At 63.9% G+C, this 18,208-nt stretch carries 15 protein-coding genes and 4 pseudogenes; 12 read left to right on the top strand and 7 right to left on the bottom strand.

Features of this window, described 5'->3' with window-relative positions; genetic code table 11:
- Positions 1-107 precede the first annotated feature (107 nt).
- From ACVWYI_RS04085 to ACVWYI_RS04095, 3 genes and pseudogenes are all read left to right on the top strand, one after another.
- Positions 108-599 carry a (2Fe-2S)-binding protein gene (locus tag ACVWYI_RS04085; protein WP_456661302.1) on the top strand — a complete coding sequence of 164 codons (492 nt, stop codon included), beginning with the start codon at positions 108-110 and terminating at the stop codon, positions 597-599.
- Positions 596-2,879 (top strand): annotated as a pseudogene (locus ACVWYI_RS04090) (molybdopterin cofactor-binding domain-containing protein). The gene ACVWYI_RS04085 and the pseudogene ACVWYI_RS04090 overlap by 4 nt, the downstream one beginning before the upstream one ends.
- A 263-nt stretch (positions 2,880-3,142) precedes the next feature.
- Positions 3,143-4,237, top strand: coding sequence for an HD-GYP domain-containing protein (locus ACVWYI_RS04095; RefSeq protein WP_354103367.1), 1,095 nt, complete (start codon positions 3,143-3,145; stop codon positions 4,235-4,237).
- Positions 4,238-4,253: 16 nt separating this feature from the next.
- Here the strand turns inward: ACVWYI_RS04095 and ACVWYI_RS04100 are convergent, their stop codons facing one another.
- The gene (locus tag ACVWYI_RS04100; RefSeq protein WP_456661303.1) at positions 4,254-5,831 is read right to left on the bottom strand and encodes an AMP-binding protein; all 1,578 of its coding nucleotides are present in this window, start codon (positions 5,829-5,831) and stop codon (positions 4,254-4,256) included.
- A gap of 98 nt (positions 5,832-5,929) precedes the next feature.
- Positions 5,930-6,340, bottom strand: a complete 411-nt coding sequence (locus ACVWYI_RS04105) for a VOC family protein (protein ID WP_456661304.1) — start codon at positions 6,338-6,340, stop codon at positions 5,930-5,932.
- Positions 6,341-6,465: 125 nt separating this feature from the next.
- Between ACVWYI_RS04105 and ACVWYI_RS04110 the strand changes: the two genes are divergently transcribed.
- Positions 6,466-7,440, top strand: coding sequence for a Bug family tripartite tricarboxylate transporter substrate binding protein (locus ACVWYI_RS04110; RefSeq protein WP_456661305.1), 975 nt, complete (start codon positions 6,466-6,468; stop codon positions 7,438-7,440).
- 149 nt (positions 7,441-7,589) lie between these two features.
- Positions 7,590-7,868 carry a DUF3551 domain-containing protein gene (locus ACVWYI_RS04115; protein WP_247351570.1) on the top strand — a complete coding sequence of 93 codons (279 nt, stop codon included), beginning with the start codon at positions 7,590-7,592 and terminating at the stop codon, positions 7,866-7,868.
- A 77-nt stretch (positions 7,869-7,945) separates the two neighbouring features.
- Here the strand turns inward: ACVWYI_RS04115 and ACVWYI_RS04120 are convergent.
- Positions 7,946-9,191: pseudogene (locus ACVWYI_RS04120) on the bottom strand (S1C family serine protease).
- A gap of 200 nt (positions 9,192-9,391) precedes the next feature.
- Between ACVWYI_RS04120 and ACVWYI_RS04125 the strand changes: the two are divergent.
- The 6 genes and pseudogenes from ACVWYI_RS04125 (at position 9,392) to ACVWYI_RS04150 (ending at position 12,352) form a co-directional block, all read left to right on the top strand.
- Positions 9,392-10,009: a hypothetical protein gene (locus tag ACVWYI_RS04125; RefSeq protein ID WP_247351576.1), complete on the top strand. Its 618-nt coding sequence runs from the start codon at positions 9,392-9,394 to the stop codon at positions 10,007-10,009.
- Positions 9,996-10,370, top strand: coding sequence for a transcriptional regulator (locus ACVWYI_RS04130; RefSeq protein WP_247351578.1), 375 nt, complete (start codon positions 9,996-9,998; stop codon positions 10,368-10,370). Before ACVWYI_RS04125 ends, ACVWYI_RS04130 begins: the two co-directional genes overlap by 14 nt.
- A gap of 29 nt (positions 10,371-10,399) precedes the next feature.
- On the top strand, positions 10,400-11,140 hold the full coding sequence (locus ACVWYI_RS04135; RefSeq protein ID WP_247351580.1) for a di-trans,poly-cis-decaprenylcistransferase: 741 nt from the start codon (positions 10,400-10,402) through the stop codon (positions 11,138-11,140).
- Between the two features lie 277 nt (positions 11,141-11,417).
- Positions 11,418-11,609, top strand: a pseudogene (locus tag ACVWYI_RS04140) (cyclic nucleotide-binding domain-containing protein); the annotation flags it as partial.
- 7 nt (positions 11,610-11,616) lie between these two features.
- A pseudogene (locus tag ACVWYI_RS04145) lies at positions 11,617-11,792 on the top strand (DNA-3-methyladenine glycosylase I); the annotation flags it as partial.
- A gap of 266 nt (positions 11,793-12,058) precedes the next feature.
- Complete coding sequence (locus ACVWYI_RS04150) at positions 12,059-12,352, top strand: hypothetical protein (protein ID WP_247351582.1); 294 nt, start codon at positions 12,059-12,061, stop codon at positions 12,350-12,352.
- Between the two features lie 79 nt (positions 12,353-12,431).
- On the opposite strand, the gene dinB is transcribed toward ACVWYI_RS04150, so the two are convergent.
- Positions 12,432-13,529, bottom strand: a complete 1,098-nt coding sequence (gene dinB / locus ACVWYI_RS04155; protein ID WP_456661306.1) for a DNA polymerase IV — start codon at positions 13,527-13,529, stop codon at positions 12,432-12,434.
- Between the two features lie 123 nt (positions 13,530-13,652).
- Between dinB and ACVWYI_RS04160 the strand changes: the two genes are divergently transcribed.
- The gene (locus ACVWYI_RS04160) at positions 13,653-13,862 is read left to right on the top strand and encodes a hypothetical protein (RefSeq protein WP_247351587.1); all 210 of its coding nucleotides are present in this window, start codon (positions 13,653-13,655) and stop codon (positions 13,860-13,862) included.
- A gap of 223 nt (positions 13,863-14,085) precedes the next feature.
- On the opposite strand, the gene ACVWYI_RS04165 is transcribed toward ACVWYI_RS04160, so the two are convergent.
- The 3 genes from ACVWYI_RS04165 to ACVWYI_RS04175 form a co-directional block, all read right to left on the bottom strand.
- Entirely contained in the window at positions 14,086-15,933 is a 1,848-nt protein-coding gene (locus ACVWYI_RS04165; protein ID WP_247351861.1) for an acyltransferase family protein, read from the bottom strand.
- An 859-nt stretch (positions 15,934-16,792) separates the two neighbouring features.
- Positions 16,793-17,377 carry a TMEM175 family protein gene (locus ACVWYI_RS04170; RefSeq protein ID WP_456661307.1) on the bottom strand — a complete coding sequence of 195 codons (585 nt, stop codon included), beginning with the start codon at positions 17,375-17,377 and terminating at the stop codon, positions 16,793-16,795.
- A 47-nt stretch (positions 17,378-17,424) separates the two neighbouring features.
- On the bottom strand, positions 17,425-18,195 hold the full coding sequence (locus ACVWYI_RS04175) for an SDR family oxidoreductase (protein ID WP_456661308.1): 771 nt from the start codon (positions 18,193-18,195) through the stop codon (positions 17,425-17,427).
- Positions 18,196-18,208 lie beyond the last annotated feature (13 nt).

The raw sequence follows: 18,208 nt of genomic DNA on the forward strand, positions 1-18,208 counted from the left end.
GCTGAACGCGATCATTCTTGCGGGCAAGGCTGGCGCCGGTCCGGTGGGCGTCCGCGACACAAGTTGCCGCCGTAAGCGGCTTCATGCACCGGCAGGGGAAGACGCCTATGCCAATTCTCACCATCAACGGGCGGAGTATGTCCGTGGATGCGGCGAACGACACGCCGCTCCTCTGGGCGATCCGCGAGCAATTGCAGATGACCGGCACCAAGTTCGGCTGCGGTGCCGGCCTGTGCGGTGCCTGCACCGTGCACGTCAACGGCGAAGCCGTGCGTTCGTGCCAGACCATGGTCGGCGATGTCGCCGGCAAGAAGATCACCACCATCGAAGGCCTCGCCGCCAAGGGCGATCATCCCTTGCAGAAGGCATGGATCGCCGAGCAGGTTCCGCAATGCGGCTACTGCCAGTCCGGGCAGATCATGCAGGCGGCTTCGCTGCTCGCGAAGAATTCCAATCCGACCAAGGAAGAGGTCGTGGCGCATATGGACGGCAATCTCTGCCGTTGCATGACCTATTCGCGGATCCAGAAGGCAATCATGCGCGCCGCAACCGAGATGCGCACCGCATCCGCCTCCGGCAACGAACGGAGGCCCACATGAATAAGCACATCAAGAGCGTTACAGCCGAAACGACCGATCTTAGCCGCCGCTCCTTCCTGGTCGGCACCGCCGCAACCGGCCTCGTGCTCGGTTATGCCGGTGTACCCGGCATCGGTGAGGCGCTTGCGGCGCCCTCCAACTTCGAGCCCAGCGTCTGGTACGCGATCGCGCCCGATGGTCTTGTCACCGTCACCTGCGGCAAGGCCGACATGGGCCAGCACATCGCCTCCACCATGGCGCAGATCGTGGCCGAAGAGTTAGGGGCCAAATGGAGCGACATGCGCGTTCAGCTTGCCTCCAACGATCCGAAGTTCAACGACCCCGTGCTCGGTGCGCAGATCACCGGCGGCAGCTGGTCGACCATGATGAACTTCGACGCCATGAGCCGCGCGGGTGCCGCGGGCCGCATGGCCTTGACGGAAGGCGCGGCCGCCGCGATGGGCGTGCCGGCCTCCGAGCTCGTGGTGCGCGATTCCATGATCGCGCATCCGAAGTCGAAGAAGCAGATGTCGTTCGCAGATGTCGTCAAGAGCGGTAAGGCGACCAAGACCTTCACGCCGGACGAGCTGAAGGCGATCAAGCTGAAGACTCCGGATCAGTACACCATGATCGGCGTGTCGGTGCCGCAGCTCGACATCCCCTCCAAGACCAACGGCACGGCCAAATACGGCATCGACGTGATGATTCCGGGCATGGCTTATGGCGCGGTGGTCACGCCGCCGGTGCGCTTCGGCGCCACGGTGAAATCGGTCGACGACAGCGCCGCCAAGAAGGTGCCGGGCTTCATCAAGGCCGTCACCCTCGACGACAAGACGCAGACGACGTCGGGCTGGGTGGTGGCGGTGGCCAACACCTACGCCAACGCCAAGAAGGCCGCTGCCGCGCTGAAGATCAGCTATGACGGCGGTCCCAACGCGAAGGTGTCGAGCGAGTCGCTGTATGCCGAGGCCAAGCGGCTGCAGGCTCTCGACGATTCCGGACAGTTCTTTGTCAAGGACGGCGATCCCGTGGCCGCGTTCGGCACGGCGGCCAAGGTGCTGGAGGCGGAGTACACCACCAGCATCAACATCCACGCACCGATGGAGCCGATGAACGCCACCGCGGAGTTCAAGGGCGACATCCTGCACATCTATTCCGGCAACCAGTTCGCGACGCGCTCCGGCGGGATCGCCGCGGGTGCAGCCGGGATCGATCCGAAGTTCGTGGTCATGCACCAGATGTGGCTCGGCGGCGGCTTTGGCCGCAGGCTCGATGCCGACATGATGATTCCGGCGGTGCAGGCGGCGAAGGCCATCGGCAAGCCGGTGAAGGTGATCTACACGCGCGAAAACGACATGACGATGGACTTCTCGCGTCCGCTCACCTTGCAGAAGGTGAAGGCCGGCGTGGACGGCGACGGCAAGCTCATCGCGCTCAGCCACGACGTGGTCTCGGCCTGGCCGACCCAGCGCTGGGGAATTCCTGATTTCCTGACGCCGTCGGTCGACAAGAAGGGTCCACTCGACTCGTTTACGGTGAACGGGGCCGACTTCTTCTACACCGTGCCCAACCATTATGTGCGCGCGATCAAGAACGAGATGGCGCACAACGCCACCCCGTCCGGTCAGCTCCGATCGGTGGCGCCCGGCTGGACGTTCTGGGCGGTCGAAAGCATGATCGACGAGATCGCGGCCGCGACCGGCAAGGACCCGGCGCAGTTCCGCATCTCGCTGCTCGACGGCGCCGGCAAGAACGACGGCGGCGCGCAGCGGCTCCGCAACACGCTGCTCGCCGCGATGGGTCTCGCCGGTTACGGCAGCAGGAAGCTGCCGAAGGGTGAGGGCATGGGCGTCGCCTGCGTGTCGTCGCAGGAACGCGCGACCGCAAGCTGGACGGCCTGCGTTGCCCATGTCGCCGTCGCGCCGTCGGGCGAAGTAACCGTGAAGAAGCTCACGGTCGCAACCGACGTCGGCACGCAAGTGCATCCCGACAACATCCGCGCCCAGGTCGAGGGAGCGGCGCTGTGGGGCCTTTCGCTGGCGATGTACGAGAAGGCGACGCTGAAGGATGGTGGCATCGAACAGACCAATTTCGATAGCTACACGCCCGTTGCGCATGAGCCAGATGCCGGAGGTCGCGATCGCCGTGATCGCCAATGGCGAAAAGGCCACCGGCGTCGGCGAGCCTGCCGTGACGGTGATTGCACCCGCGATCGGCAACGCCATCTTCAACGCTTCGGGCGCCCGCGTCCGAGCCCTGCCGATCACGGCCGAAGCCGTGAAGGGCGCGATGAAGGCGTAAGCCGGCCGCGATTGACCTGACATGATCCGCCGGAGGGCAGTCTCCGGCGGATTTGTCGTTGGAAAACCCCTTTATTTACAAGCACATCCCTACTGTGCATGGGGTTGTTTTCGCCCTTTTGAGTGGAACCGCTCGGGGAGGCGAAATCCGTAAGATTGTCCCTGATTCCGCAGGGTTCCATTGAGCACGCCTCTTAAGGGCCGGAGAACCTGATCCGGCTTAGGCTGACGCCAAATCCAGTCCCGTGTGCTCTTGGGGAAGCCATGAACGCCTCAGCCAAAACCGCCGCCAAACGCCGGCTTCTGCTCGCCTCCGACCGGAGCGACGAGAGCACCGAGCTCGCCAGCATCCTCAAGGCGGTCGGCGACGTCGCGACGGTGACGACCCAGGAGCTCCCCGAGCAGCCTTCGCGCGAGCTCTCGGGCCTCGTGGTCGACATCAATTTGCGCTCGCCCGAGAGCGTGCAGCGGGTGCGCAACAAGCTGCGCGGCGACGCCTATCGCGCGATGCCGCGGCTGTTCGTGCTTGCGGACGCCCTGCATCACGGCACCATGCAGGCTTGGGCGCTGGGCGCCACCGACACCATCTCGCGGCCGCTTCAGCCCGAGGCTATCCTGCAGCGCATCCGTGCGGCCTTCCCTGACACCGCCGTCTATGACGCGTCCGATCGCGGCAAGACGCTCAATCGCGGCGTCGAGGCGGCGCATGCGATTCTGAAGAAGATGTTCGAGAAGCTGCCGCTCGGCGTGCCGCTGACCTTCGACGACGTCATCGCCGCCGAGAGCAAGATCCTGAAGGCGATCAAGCACTCCTCGCTGCGCGAATGGCTCACCACGGTGGGCTGCCACCATGTCGGCAGCTACCGCCACTGCCTGTTCGTCACCGGATTTGCGGTCTCCTTCGCTCAGCACCTCGGCATGCGCGAGGACGATCAGCGCCGGCTGACCCGCGCCGCGCTGCTGCACGACGTCGGCAAGGCCTTCGTTCCCTCCGCGCTGCTCGACAAGCCCGGCAAGCTCACCGACGAGGAGATGGCCGAAGTCCGCCAGCATCCGCGCCGCGGCTATGACGCGCTCGCAGCCCAGGGCGGCTTCCCGCCGGAGATGCTCGACGTCGTGCTGCACCACCACGAATTTCTCGACGGCTCTGGCTATCCCAACGGGCTTTCGAGCAACCAGATCAGCGACATCGTGCGGGTCACGACGATCGTCGACATCTACGCCGCACTCGTGGAGAAGCGCGCCTACCGCATGCCGTTCACCCATTCGCGCGCGTTTGCGATGATGGAAGGCATGGGCGGCAAGCTGGACCAGCAGCTGTTGCAGGCGTTCCGCCCGGTGGCGCTGGGATCGTTCTGAAGCATCATCCTACGAGCTACCCCACCATCTTCCTCAGCTCCGCCTTCGCCACCTTCTCCAGCGTGGAGCGGGGCATGTCGTCGACGAAACGAATTTCGCGCGGCACCTTGAAGTCGGCGAGGCCGGCGCGGCAGGCGGTCATGACGGCTTCGTGCAGATCGGGCCGCGCACCGGCGACGCCACCCTGCGGGATGATGAAGACGACCGGCACCTCGTCCAGCATCGGATGCGTCTTCGCCACCACGGCGGCCTCGCGCACGCCGGGGACGAGTGCGACCACCTGCTCGATCTCGGACGCGGCGACGTTCTCGCCGCCGACCTTGAGCATGTCCTTGCTGCGGTCCCCGAAGCGGATAGTGCCGTTCTCCAGCCGCACCACGCGATCACCGGTGAGAAAGAAGCCGTGCTCGTCGAAGCTCTCGCGCGTCGCCTTCTCGTTGTGCAGATATTCGGCGAACAGCGACAGGCCGACGATGCCCTTGATCGAGAGATTGCCGGTGTCGCCGACCTCCGTCGGCCTTCCGTCATCGCCGGTGATGCGGATCTGGTATTCGCTCGCGGCGCGGCCGATCGACATCGGGACGTTGGGCTGGTCGACCTCGCCGACGATGCCGTGGGTGATGGTCTCGGTCATGCCCCACCAGCCGATGATCTTGACGCCGAAAGCGGCGAAGGCCGGCGGCTCGTTGATCGCGGTGCCCCATAAGCGAAATTTGTGATCGCGCGGGACTTCCTGCTCGAGCAGCGCCTTCATGCAAAACGGTATCGTCGAGGTCCAGGTCGAGCCGTGCTCGCGCGCGACGCCCCAGAATCGGCTGGCGGAAAAGCGCGGCTGGATCACGCAGGTGGCGCCGACCCATAGCGCCGCCAGCATCGAATAGGCCAGCGCATTGGTGTGGAACAGCGGCAGGTAGGTCTGATGCACGTCGCTTGCGTGCAGGTCCTCGTGCGCGGCGTTGATCTTGGCGCCCCACAGCGCATTGGCGTGGGTCCACAGCACCGCCTTCGGACGCGATGTCGTGCCCGAGGTATATTGCACGCTGCACGGCGCGAGCGGATCTGTCGCACGCCTGGGACGATTGGCACTGTCGGCGAACAGCGCTTCGAAACTGTCGCCGCGTGAGACCGCTTGCGCAGGCACCGCGCCCGAATCATGCGAGGTCACTGCCATCCAGCGGATGTTGCGGCAGTTCTGCGCAACGATCTCGGCATAGGCCGGCTGTGTGATCGCGGCGACCGCGCCGCAATGATCGGCGAAATAGTCGAGCTCGGCCGGTGCCGAGCGCGTGTTGGTGGTCACCGCGATGGCGCCGAGTTCGACACAGGCAAACCAGGCCAGCAGCGCCTCGATGCAATTGTCGAGATGAATGAGCACATATTCGCCCGGCTTCACGCCGCGCTTCGCCAGTCCCGCCGCGAGCGCGCCGACCCGCTCGTGAAACTCGCGATAGCTCCAGTGCCGTGCGGGCGCGTCGAACGGCGCCCAGATCAGGAACGGATGTGAGCTGCGCATTTCGGCGCGCATCTTCAGCAGCGAGGGCACGTCGAGCCCGTCGAATGGGCTCACGATTCCGGCGGCCGTGTCGTTCGGCATGTTTGCTCCCGTGCAGCCTGCTTCTGGTTGGCGGCTGTCTTCAGATTATCGTCGGGAGCTCTTTTGCCATTGGATGGCGCAGGGAGCAAATGCGCCGGTCAATCCGCGTACGACGAAATCTCGATCAAACTCCCATCCGGATCCCGGCAATAGACCGAGCGCAGCGTGCCGCGGGCACCCTGCTTGGGAACCGGGCCTTGCTCGATCGCGACGCCATGTGCCTTCAAATGCGCCACCACCTCGCCGGGCGCGGCGGAGGTGAGAAAGCACAGATCTTCGCTGCCGGCGGTCTGGTGATCCGCGGTGAACCACTCCACCTTGTCGGCATCGCGCGGCCGGACGTTGATCTTCTGGTTACCGAATTGTAGCGAAGTCCGCGGCGCTTTGCCGCCGCCGGGGTCGAACACCTTGACTTCCATGCCGAGAATCCTGCCGTACCACTCGGCGGTCACTGCGACGTCCGCGACGTTGATCACGAGATGATCGAGGGCTTCGACCTTGACCGGCATGCGTTATCCTTTCGTCGTGATGCGCCCCGTGCACTTTCCGCCTGCGGCAAGCTTTGTTACAACCGCATCGACGCCACTTTCAAGCTGTCTGGCTTCAAGAACAACACGTTGGGAGAACCCTTGAGATGATCACTCGCCGTACCGCGCTGAGCCTGCTCGCCGCCAGTCCGCTTGCAGCCAGCCCGCTGTCGAAGGCCCTTGCCGCCGATTATCCGGCCCACCCGGTGAAATGGGTGGTCGGCTATCCGCCGGGCGGGGCCACCGACATCCTGGCGCGGCTGATCGGCCAGCGGCTGTCGGAGAAGATCGGCCAGCAATTCGTGATCGAGAACAAGCCGGGTGCCGGCAACAATATCGCCACCGAATCGGTCGTCAACGCCGAGCCCGACGGCTACACGCTGCAACTGGTCAATCCGGCCAACTTCATCAACGCCTCGCTCTACACCAATCTGAAGTTCAACTTCGTGCGGGACATCGCGCCGATCGCCTCGTTCCAGCGCGTGCCGAACGTGATGACCGTCAACAAGGACGTGCCGGCCAAGACCGTCGCCGAGTTCATCGAATACGTGAAGGCCAATCCCGGCAAGGTCAACATGGCCTCCTCGGGCAACGGCACCTCGGTGCATCTGTCCGGCGAGATGTTCATGGCGCTGACGGGCTGCAAGATGCAGCACGTGCCCTATCGCGGCGCCGCGCCCGCGATCACCGACATGCTCGGCGGCCAGGTGCAGGTGATCTTCGACAACATGCCCTCGATCATCCAGCACATCCGTTCCGGTTCGCTCCGCGCTATCGGCGTCACCACGGCGGAGCGCTCGCCGCAATTGCCCGACGTGCCGGCGATCGGTGAGACCGTGAAGGGCTACGAGGCGAGCGCGCTGTTCGGCATGGGTGCGCCGAAGAACACGCCCAAGGAGATCATCGCCAAGCTCAACGGCGAGATCAACACGCTGATGAAGGACCCGGACATGACCAAGCGCCTGGTCGAGCTCGGCGGCGAGCCGCGGGTGCAGACGCCCGAGGCGTTCGGCGAAGAGATCAAGGCCGAGACCGAGAAGTGGAAGAAGGTCGTCGAGTTCGCCGGCCTGAAGATCGAGTAGCGATCTTGTGATGTCCGTGATTGGAGCCCTGCCGTTCGGCAGGGCTTTTTTCTTGGGTGCCAAGACCCGTCGATCTGGAATAAAACGGCGTGGCGAAACCTGATGCTATATGGCGCGTATCTCGCGCTGTGAGGAGAGGAGTTGGGATCATGCGCAAGACACAATTGGCGCTTCTGGGCCTTGGCGCGACAGTCCTTGCCGGCTTCGCCACTGTCACGCCCGCGGCGGCACGCGACTACCCATGGTGCGCCCAGGGCGGGGAATATGATTATCCCGGTGAGTGTGCTTACAGCACCTATGAGCAGTGCCAGGCCAGCGTGTCTGGACGGCTGCTGTATTGCGGGCCCAATCCGCGTGTCGCCTACGGTCAGGCGCCTCTGCCGCAATCGCGGTCGTCCCGGCGCGTGCGGCCCGTCGCGCCGTATTGAGGAGCTCGCGGTTTGACCTGGGCGCCCGGATGGCGCGAAGCGGAATCCGGGCTACGCAGACGCAGCCCGCGTTGTCGCTACCGCTTGGCGTCGGCCTGCTCGGTCCCGTTGCACGAGATCAGCATCGTGTACGGCCGCGCGTTGCCGGCGATGTCGGTGGTCTTGAGCTCTCCCTTGGGCTCGGATGTCTGGTAGGGCACCACGCTGTTGTCGAGGAAGTCGCGCAGCGCGCCGGTCTTGATGGCGAAGTTGATGTTCTCGGGGATGTTGCCGGTCGCGGCGGCGATGCGCAATACGGGGATCTTTGCGGTGACAACGCCCACGATCTGACCGGTGGTGTCGAACAGCGGGCCGCCGCTATTGCCGGGCTGCACCGGCGCGCTGATTTGCAGGAAACGCGTGTCGTTGCGCATGCCGCTGAGCGAGCTGACGATACCGGTCGTCACGGTGAAGTCCGACGTGAGCAGGCCATGGAAGGGAAAGCCGATTACGATGACGGAATCGCCGGAGCGGATCGAGCGGTCGCGAATCCGCGCAAAGTCCTTGAAGGTCATGGTCGATGGCGCCTGCAAGAGTGCGAGATCGTTGTTCGCGTCGCTCGACACGACGCGCAGCGCCATCGAGGCCTCGCCGGTGAGATTGCCTTTGATGTCGCCGACACAGCCGTCGATCACATGGTTGTTGGTGACGACGTGGCCGTTCGCGCTGACCACAAAGCCGGTGCCGCTCCTGGCCCTGGCAGCTTTGCTGCCGGCCGGCGGCGCCTGCTTGTCCGGCGCGGCCTGCGGCTTGGCGGCAGTCTTTGTGAAATCGCCGGCCTTTGTTGAGCCCGTCGGCCTTTACCTTGGTGACACAGTTGGCCAATGCCGCGATCACGGGTCCGGTCGAGGTCAGGTCGAAGTTCAGGACCGCGCGGCCGGTCGTCGCGACCATCAGGCTTGCCTTCTGAAACGTTCGCACGACGTTGGCAGGCATGACGGAGGTGAGCATGTTCGTCTGGTTGGCCGTGGCGAACAGTCTGGCCTGCTCCTGTCCGTCAAAGATGACGTCGATCGCGGCGTTCTCGCCCTTGTTGAAGCGGTAGCTGGGACTCGCAAAGGCCAGCGACCATATGCCGGCAGCATTGTAACCCACGACAAGGATGACGCCGTTCGCGTAAGGTGTCGTCGCGGCGCAATGCGAGAAAGCTCCCGTTTCATCATTGCTGAACGCGCCGCCGATCCAGTTACCGACCTTGACGCTGCCGAACGGCCCGGCCGCATGCGCTGCGCTGAAGATGCTCACCTGCAATAAACACGCAACGATTAATGACTTAAGCCACATACCTTCCCCCGGAACGCTTTTGCGCGCATCTTAGCTGCGAGAGGAGGTGCTGCGCAACCGGCAGTTGTCGGGCCGTGCAGGCGGTCTCGGAGCGACCTTCCGGCTTGCCTTTACTTTGCAATCCTATATACTTTGCAATACAAAGTAACGGGACCAGCATTCCCGGCAAGCGTGGGCGGAACGAGGTTTTGGCGTTGCCAATGCGCGATCTCGACAAGGCACTGGCCGACATCGTGGCGATCCGCAGCCAGATCGCGGCCGGCACGGCATTCCGCGGTTACGGCTCGGCGACGATGGCCGCGACCGGCGCGGTCGCGCTTCTCACCGCAATCCTGCAATTCTGGCTGCTCGGGGATCCCACCAGCGAGCCGCTCGGCTTCTTCTTCGGCTGGTTCATTGCCGCCGCGCTCTCCGGCCTGATCATCGGCGTCGAGATGCGCGCACGTTCGCGCCGCCATCACTCGGGTCTCGCCGACGCCATGATTCACCAGGCAGTCGAGCAGTTCCTGCCCGCAGGTGTGGCCGGTGTTCTGCTTGCGGTGGTGATGTGGAAGTTCGCGGGCGAAACGCTGTGGTTGCTGCCGGGCCTGTGGCAGATCCTGGTGTCGCTCGGCATTTTCGCCTCCGTCCGCTCGCTGCCGCGCACCGTCGCACTCGCCGGCGCCTGGTATTTCATGTCCGGCTTTGCGGTGGTGGTGCTGGCGAGCCAAACCCACACGCTGTCGCCATGGACCATGGGCCTGCCCTTCGTGATCGGGCAGTCGGTGATGGCGGGCATTCTGTATTTCGCGTCCGGAGACCATGATGTCGAAGACTGACAGCGCGCCCTTCTCTTATGAAGGACTGGACCGCGTGATCCACGAGAAGGCGAGGCTCGGGCTTCTGACCTCGCTGATGGCGCATCCGAAGGGTCTGGCGTTCGCCGATCTCAAGCAACTCTGCGGCCTCACCGACGGCAATCTCAGCCGGCATCTCGCCGTGCTCCAGGAAGCCGGCCTCGTCGAGGTGACCAAGGGCTATGAGGGCAATCGCCCGCACACGACCTGCCGCCTGACCAAGGCCGGCCGCCGCCGCTTCCTCGACTATCTCACCGTGCTCGAACGCCTGGTGCGCGACGCGGCCAAGGCCGCCGGCCGCGAGGCGACGCCGCTCGGCCGTCTCGGTATCGTCTCGACTTGATCTTCCCTTTTTTGACCGGAGACTTTGCAATGCAAAGCGACCTTATATCCCGCAACGAGAAGCTTCACGTCGGCGTCATCATGGACGGCAACGGCAGATGGGCGACGCGGCGCGGCCTGTCGCGCATGCGCGGCCACGAGGCCGGCGTCGAGGCGATCCGCCGCATCGTCGAGGTCGCACCCAAGCAGGGCATCGGCACGCTGACGCTCTACGCATTCTCCACCGACAATTGGCGAAGGCCGAAGGCCGAAGTCGCCGCGCTGATGACGCTCTTGCGCTTCTATCTCGCCAACGAGGTGCAGAGCCTGGTGAAAAGCGGCGTCCGCCTCACCGTGATCGGCCGCCGCGACCGCCTGCCCGACGGCATCGCCAACGCGATCGCGCGCGCCGAGGCGGCCACCGCGCACGGCAGCGCGCTTCATCTGCGCATCGCCGTCGACTATTCCGCCCGCGATGCCATCCTCAACGCAGCGGCGAAGGCGGCGGCGCTGACCAGTCTCACCCGCGAGGCGTTCTCGCAGCTCGTCACCGGCGAGGCCGGTTTGCGCGACGTCGATCTCATCATCCGCACCTCGGGTGAGAAGCGGCTGTCGGACTTCCTGCTCTGGGAAGGCGCCTACGCCGAGTTGCACTTCACCGAGCGGATGTGGCCTGAATTCGACGCGGGCGATCTCGCCGCGGCCCTGGTCTCCTTCCACGGTCGCGAGCGTCGCTTCGGCGGCCTCCAGGCGATCGTGCCGGAGGAGGTGCCTTCACTCTCTCGCGTGTGACGCAGAAGGCGGGGCAACGGTCCCTGCGGCTGTCATGTGCGATGTCTTCGGGTTCAGTCGGGGGATTGGGCTTCTTTCAGGGAGTGGGACGGACGATCACGCCAACCAACCGTAGGACAGCGAGGAACAGTCGATGACGGCGGCGCGGCCTGAACGGCGCGTCGGAAAGCGCGAGACCGCCTGAACGCGGTCATGTGTGACGTACGGCCTGGGAGACTGGTAGTCGATCCACCTCGCCAGGTGCCTGTCGCGATAGCCGGGCTTGCCGTGAACTTGAGCGCTGCTGCTCGCGCGCACGCTGGCGCAGCGGCTCAACGTCGCCAACACCTATCTCGCCGACCTCAAGCAGCAATATGCCGGCCATGGCACCCATCTGATCATGGTCGGCGAAGTGCTCCAGAGCATGATCAACCTGCCGCCGCTCGAGGTCTCGCCAGGCTCGGATCGGCAATCCGATCCAAGGATGTGAGCCAGTCGGGGGCCGCCTCGATGGGAACTGCGGACCGCTTCAGGAGCGCTTGGTCGGCTGGGACGGCTTTGTCACCTCAAAGACGTCGTGGCCTGCCTGCGCGATGCCGGCCTCGACATCGCCGAAGAGGTCAAGTCCAAGGGTGATCTCGCAAAAGTGCAGGCGTCGTTCAACGCATGGGCGGCTCACGATTTGTTCGGCGACGGCGCGGACCGGGACATCCGGATCGTCGAAGCCGCCGAGTAGTATTGTCGACCGCCGGATCGTGGACATCCTGTGGCGATCTCGTGCCGCGAGCGCGGCGAATGAAACTCGCGATCACGAAATGAATTCTGTCGGAACATTTGTGCGCAGCACCCGTTCGGAAGATTGAGCCAGGCGAATATCGACGCAGGGAACCTGCTCTGGCTCAGCTCAATGAAACCGACGTGACAGAAACGGAGCAGCTCATGAAGCTCACATCCGAACAGGTGAAGCAGACCGTCAACCAGCTCGGCGCTCAGGTGCTGCCCGACGAGCATCCCGCCATGCCGCAGCTCAACAGCATGTTCGGCGAGCACACTTTCTTTGTCGACGATATGGGGCTGAAGGTCGTCGAGCCCACGGCGCCGCCCGGCACCGAGCGCCAGAGCGGCGAAGTCGTCAGCCTCGCCAACTGGGGCGATCCCGAACTGACCCGCCTGATGGCGCATGAGCCCGAGCCGACCGGCGTGATCGTGGTGTTCGAGCACGTGAGGCATTGATAGGTCTGAGCCGATCGAATTTGATCGGTGGCGGTTCTGAATCCCGCCACCGATCAGGACGGGTTTAGAACCGCTAGGTTCAAATGCCGAAAGTCAGCTGCGGCTCTGCGTCCCCCATCTGGAGGGCAGACAGCGATACCCCCAGCAGCCTGACGCGCTTGGGTAGCGGCATTTCGAATTCGAGCAGGCCGCAAGCCAACCGCTCCAGATCGTCCCGGCCCGCAACCGGCGCCACGACGGATTTGCTGCGCGTGATGATCTCGAAGTCGGCAAATTTGATCTTCAAGGTGACGGTGCGGCCCCGGTTGCCGGTGGCCTCGCAATGGCGCCATACTTTGTCGACGAGCGGCTTGAGCTCGGCGACCAAGGCGTCGAATTCGGTGAGGTCGCTTGAGAACGTGGTCTCCGCGCCGATTGACTTGCGGATCCGGTCGGCCCGGACCGGCCGTTCGTCGACACCGCGCGAGATCCAATAGTAATAGGCGCCCGACTTGCCGAAATTCGCATTCATAAACTCCAGCGTCTGACGACGAATATCGAGGCCGGTGAACATGCCGAGCGCGTTCATCTTCGCGCCGGTCGCCGGGCCTATGCCATGGAATTTTCCGACGGGCAACGCCTCGACGAAGGCGGGTCCCATCTCCGGCGAGATCACGAACTGACCGTTGGGCTTGCGATGGTCGGAGGCGAGTTTGGCCAGAAATTTGTTATAGGAGATGCCCGCCGATGCGTTGAGGCCCGTCTCGGCCTTGATCCTCTCGCGGATCCGCAGTGCGATGTCCCGCGCCAGCGGAATGCATTGCAGGTTTTCCGTCACGTCGAGATAGGCCTCGTCGAGCGACAGCGGCTCGATGATGGGAGTGTGCTCGGCGAAGATGTCGCGGATCTGCCTGCTGATCGCCTTGTAGACCTCGAAGCGCGGCTTGACGAAGATCAGATCGGGACATTGTCGCTTCGCAGTCACGGACGGCATGGCAGAGCGAACGCCGAACGTGCGGGCCTCATAGCTGGCGGCCGCGACGACGCCGCGTTCCGCGGAGCCTCCCACTGCAACCGGCTTTCCGCGCAGGTCCGGATTATCGCGTTGTTCCACGGACGCATAGAAAGCATCCATGTCGATATGGATGATCTTGCGGACGGGCGAGGCATCGCCGGTCACGGCGTCGGATTCGCTCATGGACAGATGATACAATTGAGCGACGAGAAGCGCGAGGTGACGTGTGATTCACAGAGCAATCTCACGCTTGTGAGTGGCAAGCATGACCACGCGATCTAATATGAGCTCGCGGAGGGACAGCCAATGCAATACAGTTCCGAGCTCATTGTGACGATGCGTCAGGCGCTGGAGGCCGTGATGGCGAGCGTGCCGGCCGACCAGTCGGTGTTCGGCCTGAAAGCGGCCGTAGCCGAATGCATCCTGAAGGCGGCCGCACACGGTCAGACGTCGTACGACGGACTGGTAACGTCGGCTTCCGACCAGATCCAGGCGATCATCTCGATGCTGACGTGAGCGGGGGGCCCGGTTGGGCATGTGCCGTGCGTTCGAGCGTGTAAAATATCGACCATTGGCAGTCGCGTAGCGGGCGAGGTGTCAACTGGAAAACCGCGCTACAAACTGGCGCGGCCGGCCCGCCAGACCAAGTACGCTCCAGGCCTTCGCCGTCCTGCCGTCTCCTTCGATCAAGCCTGTGCTAACCACGGTGAGCTAAGCTCGGCTTTATGTAGTCCGGCCTTCAGTGCAAGACGGCGCTAGGAGAGGCAGCCTGCCGAAACAAATCCCGCCCCACGGCATCGAGTACCAGCCTAGCCCCGCCCGGTGACAGATGTATCGTATCAGTCACGATCACCTCGCCGGCCGGCGTGCGCACGAGGCATTGTTGCCGCTCATCGCATAGCACCTTCCGCAACGACACATAATCGACGCCGGCGGATTTGCTGAAAGCGGCCATCAGATCATCCTCTGCAGGCCCGGATACCCCGGCGCCGAGCCGGTCAGGAAGCTCGTGCGCGAAGCGATAGTGGTTGATGATCGCGTGCGGCAGCGTGCGCTTCCACACCGGCGGCGGCCCGACGATGACCACGCGCGCTACCCCGGTGCTCCGAAGCGCGGCGATGGTGCTGCCGAGCTTGTTCAGGTCGGTATCGAAACCCCACATCGCATGCAGCACGACGATATCGGGATGAGATCCCTTGATGACGGCAATGGCCCTGCCGTTGCTCTCGACGCAGGATGCATTCGGTCCCGCATCGAGGATCGGCGCACAGCCCGGCGCATTGAAACGCCCCACGCGGAACGAGGCTTCCCTTGCCGCATCCGCCGCGGCCGGATAGAGGGCCGCGGCGGATGAATCGCCCCAAAGCAGGAGCAGCGGCTTGTCGCCCTGCTCGATGCAGTTCGCATCAAAGCTACTCCCCGGTGCCTCCAGGAAACAGTGGTCCCTGAATGCGGGATTGTCATCGGTGCTGACCGTCGCGATTGCCTGTAGCGCCAGCGGAAATCGCGAGACAAAGCCGGCGGAGAGGATCGTGGCGATTCCGATCACGCCGACCAAGGCCAGCGCGATCGACAAAGCCGGCGCGGCATTGCGCCGATGACGGAACGGCGATTCGACGTAGCGATAGGTCAGGATTGACAACACGGTCGCGGCGAGAACTACGGCCCATATCTCGATGAAATTCGGAACCCCGTGCCGTACAATTCCGAGATAGGCCAGCAGCGGCCAGTGCCAGAGATAGAGTGGGTAGCTGATGAGACCGAGCAGCACGGCGGGCCGGCTCGACAATAGCACGCGGTTGACCGCGGCATTTGGCGACGCGATCACCAGTGCAGCGCCGATAACGGGGAGCAATGCCAGCGCCCCCGGAAAGGCCATCGCGCGATCGAACAGCAGAGCGGAAGATGCGATGGCACCAAGGCCAATCGCGCCGAGAAGGTTGCTCCTGCTTTTTCGAACGAGGTTGGCCTCGGCCACGAGCCCGCCGATCAGCAGTTCCCATGCCCGCGGCAAGGGGGCGTAGAAGCCCCACTCCAAGTTCGTCCTGGCCAGAGCCACGCCCGCCACCAGCGACAGCGCGATGGCGCCGAGGATGTATTGACGCCGGTGCGGCGAGCGCGCCAGCAGGCCGAGCGCCAGCGGCCAAAAGATGTAGAACTGTTCCTCGACACCGAGCGACCAAAGGTGGAGAAGCGCGTTCTCTCCGGCGAGTGGCGCAAAGTAGCTGGCCTGCCCGAGCTGGAACAGGTTTGAGGCGAAGAGAACGCTGGCGACGATGTTCTCTCCGAGCAGCCGGAACTGTGGAGGCAGCAGGATGGCGTATCCGAGCGCATAGGTGGCCAGCAGCACGGCGATCAGGGCCGGAAAGATGCGCTTGATGCGGCGGCCGTAGAATGCCGCGAGCGAGATGCCACCAGGCGTCAGCAGTATCCGCGTGATCAGAAAGCCAGAGATGACGAAGAAGACGTCAACGCCGACGAAGCCGCCGGGCAGCATCCAAGGGTGCGCGTGATAGCCGACGACCAGCAGGATTGAGACGGCACGCAGCCCGTCAATGTCTGGCCGATAGTTTTCCGACGGCTTCATCGACTTCGCAATAGCGAAATTCTTGTCGAGACACAATCCGACACGAAGTGGCAACTCATGGACATGATCGTGATCGGCAAGTTCCAGGCGGTGCCGTGCCAACGTCGGAGGTTGCGTCCTTGGGCCAACCTTCAATCGCGTTGAAGGCGACAATGCGCAGGGTAGGCATCGGGTAGCGACCGGTGCTGCGCCGCTTCCTCCCAAGCGCCCACATCCAGACCTCGCGCTCCTCATCTGTGGTGCGGATGACCGGCATGCCCTTGAGGACGGATCGGCTCGACGGGTGTGTTCGGCGCCGTCGTAAGGAAACCGTAGACATGGTGCGGTCCCGGAATGGGCTTCGACTTGGTCCCGGCAATCGATCCATGCTTCTTGCTTCGCCGGTGAACACGGAATTGAGCGAGAGCTTTGGGATCAGTCGGTTAGGCAGCGGTCCTAACAGCTGTCGGTCTCCTCATCTGGCCTGCGATAATGCGTTTGTGGACAGATTGAAACACGACCGTGCAAAACGCTACGGCGAGCAAATTGGCGAGCGTTCAGGAACATCTCGCGTTGCGCACGGCAGGATCCGAAAGTAGAGCGGAAAGACGGCACAGCCCTCCGTGTTCTCGCGAACGTCAGACAGTCCCGTCGATCTTTACTTCGACGGGTGTCGGGGCGCTCTTCCCGATCGTCAAAGACAGTGAGTTTCTCAGGTCGACGGGATCGCTGACGCGCACGGTTCCCGTCCATCTGCCCGTTCCGTCCGCGCGCCGAAGGCGATTGGGATTACCTGGTCGGTTCGGCGTCGGTCGAGCTGATGAAGTTGTCAATGTGTCGTGCGAACGGGTGCGGATCGTGCGCACTGCTATTGCATGAATTACGGTTGCGCGGCTCCCGGTGCTTCGGGCCTCAAATAGACGATCAGACAGCAACAACACAAGCCCAGCCCGACCAGCGGGAATTTCAACGCCACGGCCGCGGCCACCGCGAAAACACCTAACGTCACGATGGAGCGGATGCGCATGGTCCGGCGCTCGCCGGCCGAAACCTCGTTAAGCGGAATTCGCGCCATCAGCTCCCAGATCAAGGCGACGTAGGTCGCGTTCACCAGGAAGAAAACCGCCGCATAGAACGCGACCGGTTGCGGTGCGAGCTTGCTCACGGCCATCCAGGCGGTGGAGAGCGGCAGCAGCGACACTGAAAACAGATGCGCGAAATTAGACCAGATCAGGCGCGGCGTCGCGTCGGTGGCGTAGTGCATGAGATGGTGGTGATTGGCCCACACGATCGCAATGAAGAGGTAGCTCACAGCATAGCTGAGCCCTGTCGGCCACAGCGACAGCAGGGCATCGAACGTCGGAAGCTCCGGCGGGCGCAGTTCCAGAACCAGCACCGTGATCAGAACGGCGAACACGCCGGAGAACGCGCTCAGTCGCTCCGGGGTCCGTCTCGCATGTGCCATGGCTGTCACCCCGCCGGTTTCGTGTCGTGTCGAACTCAGAGCGCCGGTCAGATCGACTTGACCTCGCCGCCATCCATCCTCAGCGTCGATCCCGTCATCCAGTGGGCACCCGGCGATACCAAAAAAGCCATCAGTTCTGCAATCTCTTCCGGCTCGCCATAGCGTGCGATGCCGGCATCCTGCGGGAATTTGGCGGTGGCCTCCTCCACGGCCATGTTGTGCAGCGGCGCCCAATGCGCGAGGTAGGAGCGGCGTCGGCCGGTCATGACCGGGCCGGGCAGAACGCTGTTGACCTGGATGCCGTCGGCGATGCCGCGATCCGAAAACGCTTTCGCCAGCGCCACGATCGCCGCGTTGATGGTCCCGACAGCGGCGTAGGGCGCCTTGGGAAATTGCGCCGAATTCCCCGACATCAGCACGACAGCGCCTTTGCTTTCTTTCAACGCCGGCCATGCCGCCATCGTCAGCCGGCGGGCGCCGTGGAATTTCAAGGCAAGGCCGCCGTCCCATTGCGCGTCGGTCATCTCGAACAGGTCGATCTGCGGCACCGCGCCTGCAATATTGAGAAGGGCATCGATCCGGCCGAAGGCTTTGAGCGTCCGGTCGACCACGCTGTTTGCCGCCGTCACCTCGGCAAGGTCGATGTCGATGACGAGCGGTTCGGCACCGGCCGCCTTCACGGCGTCCGCCGTCTTCTCGAGATTGGGACGGTCGCGCGCGGCGAGCACGACCGACGAAAAGTCCCGCGCGAGACGGATCGCGGCGGCGCGGCCGATGCCCTGGCTGGCGCCAGTGACGATGGCGACTGATTTCGGCATGTGATTTCTCGTG

This window comes from Bradyrhizobium sp. LB13.1 (genome assembly GCF_054056815.1).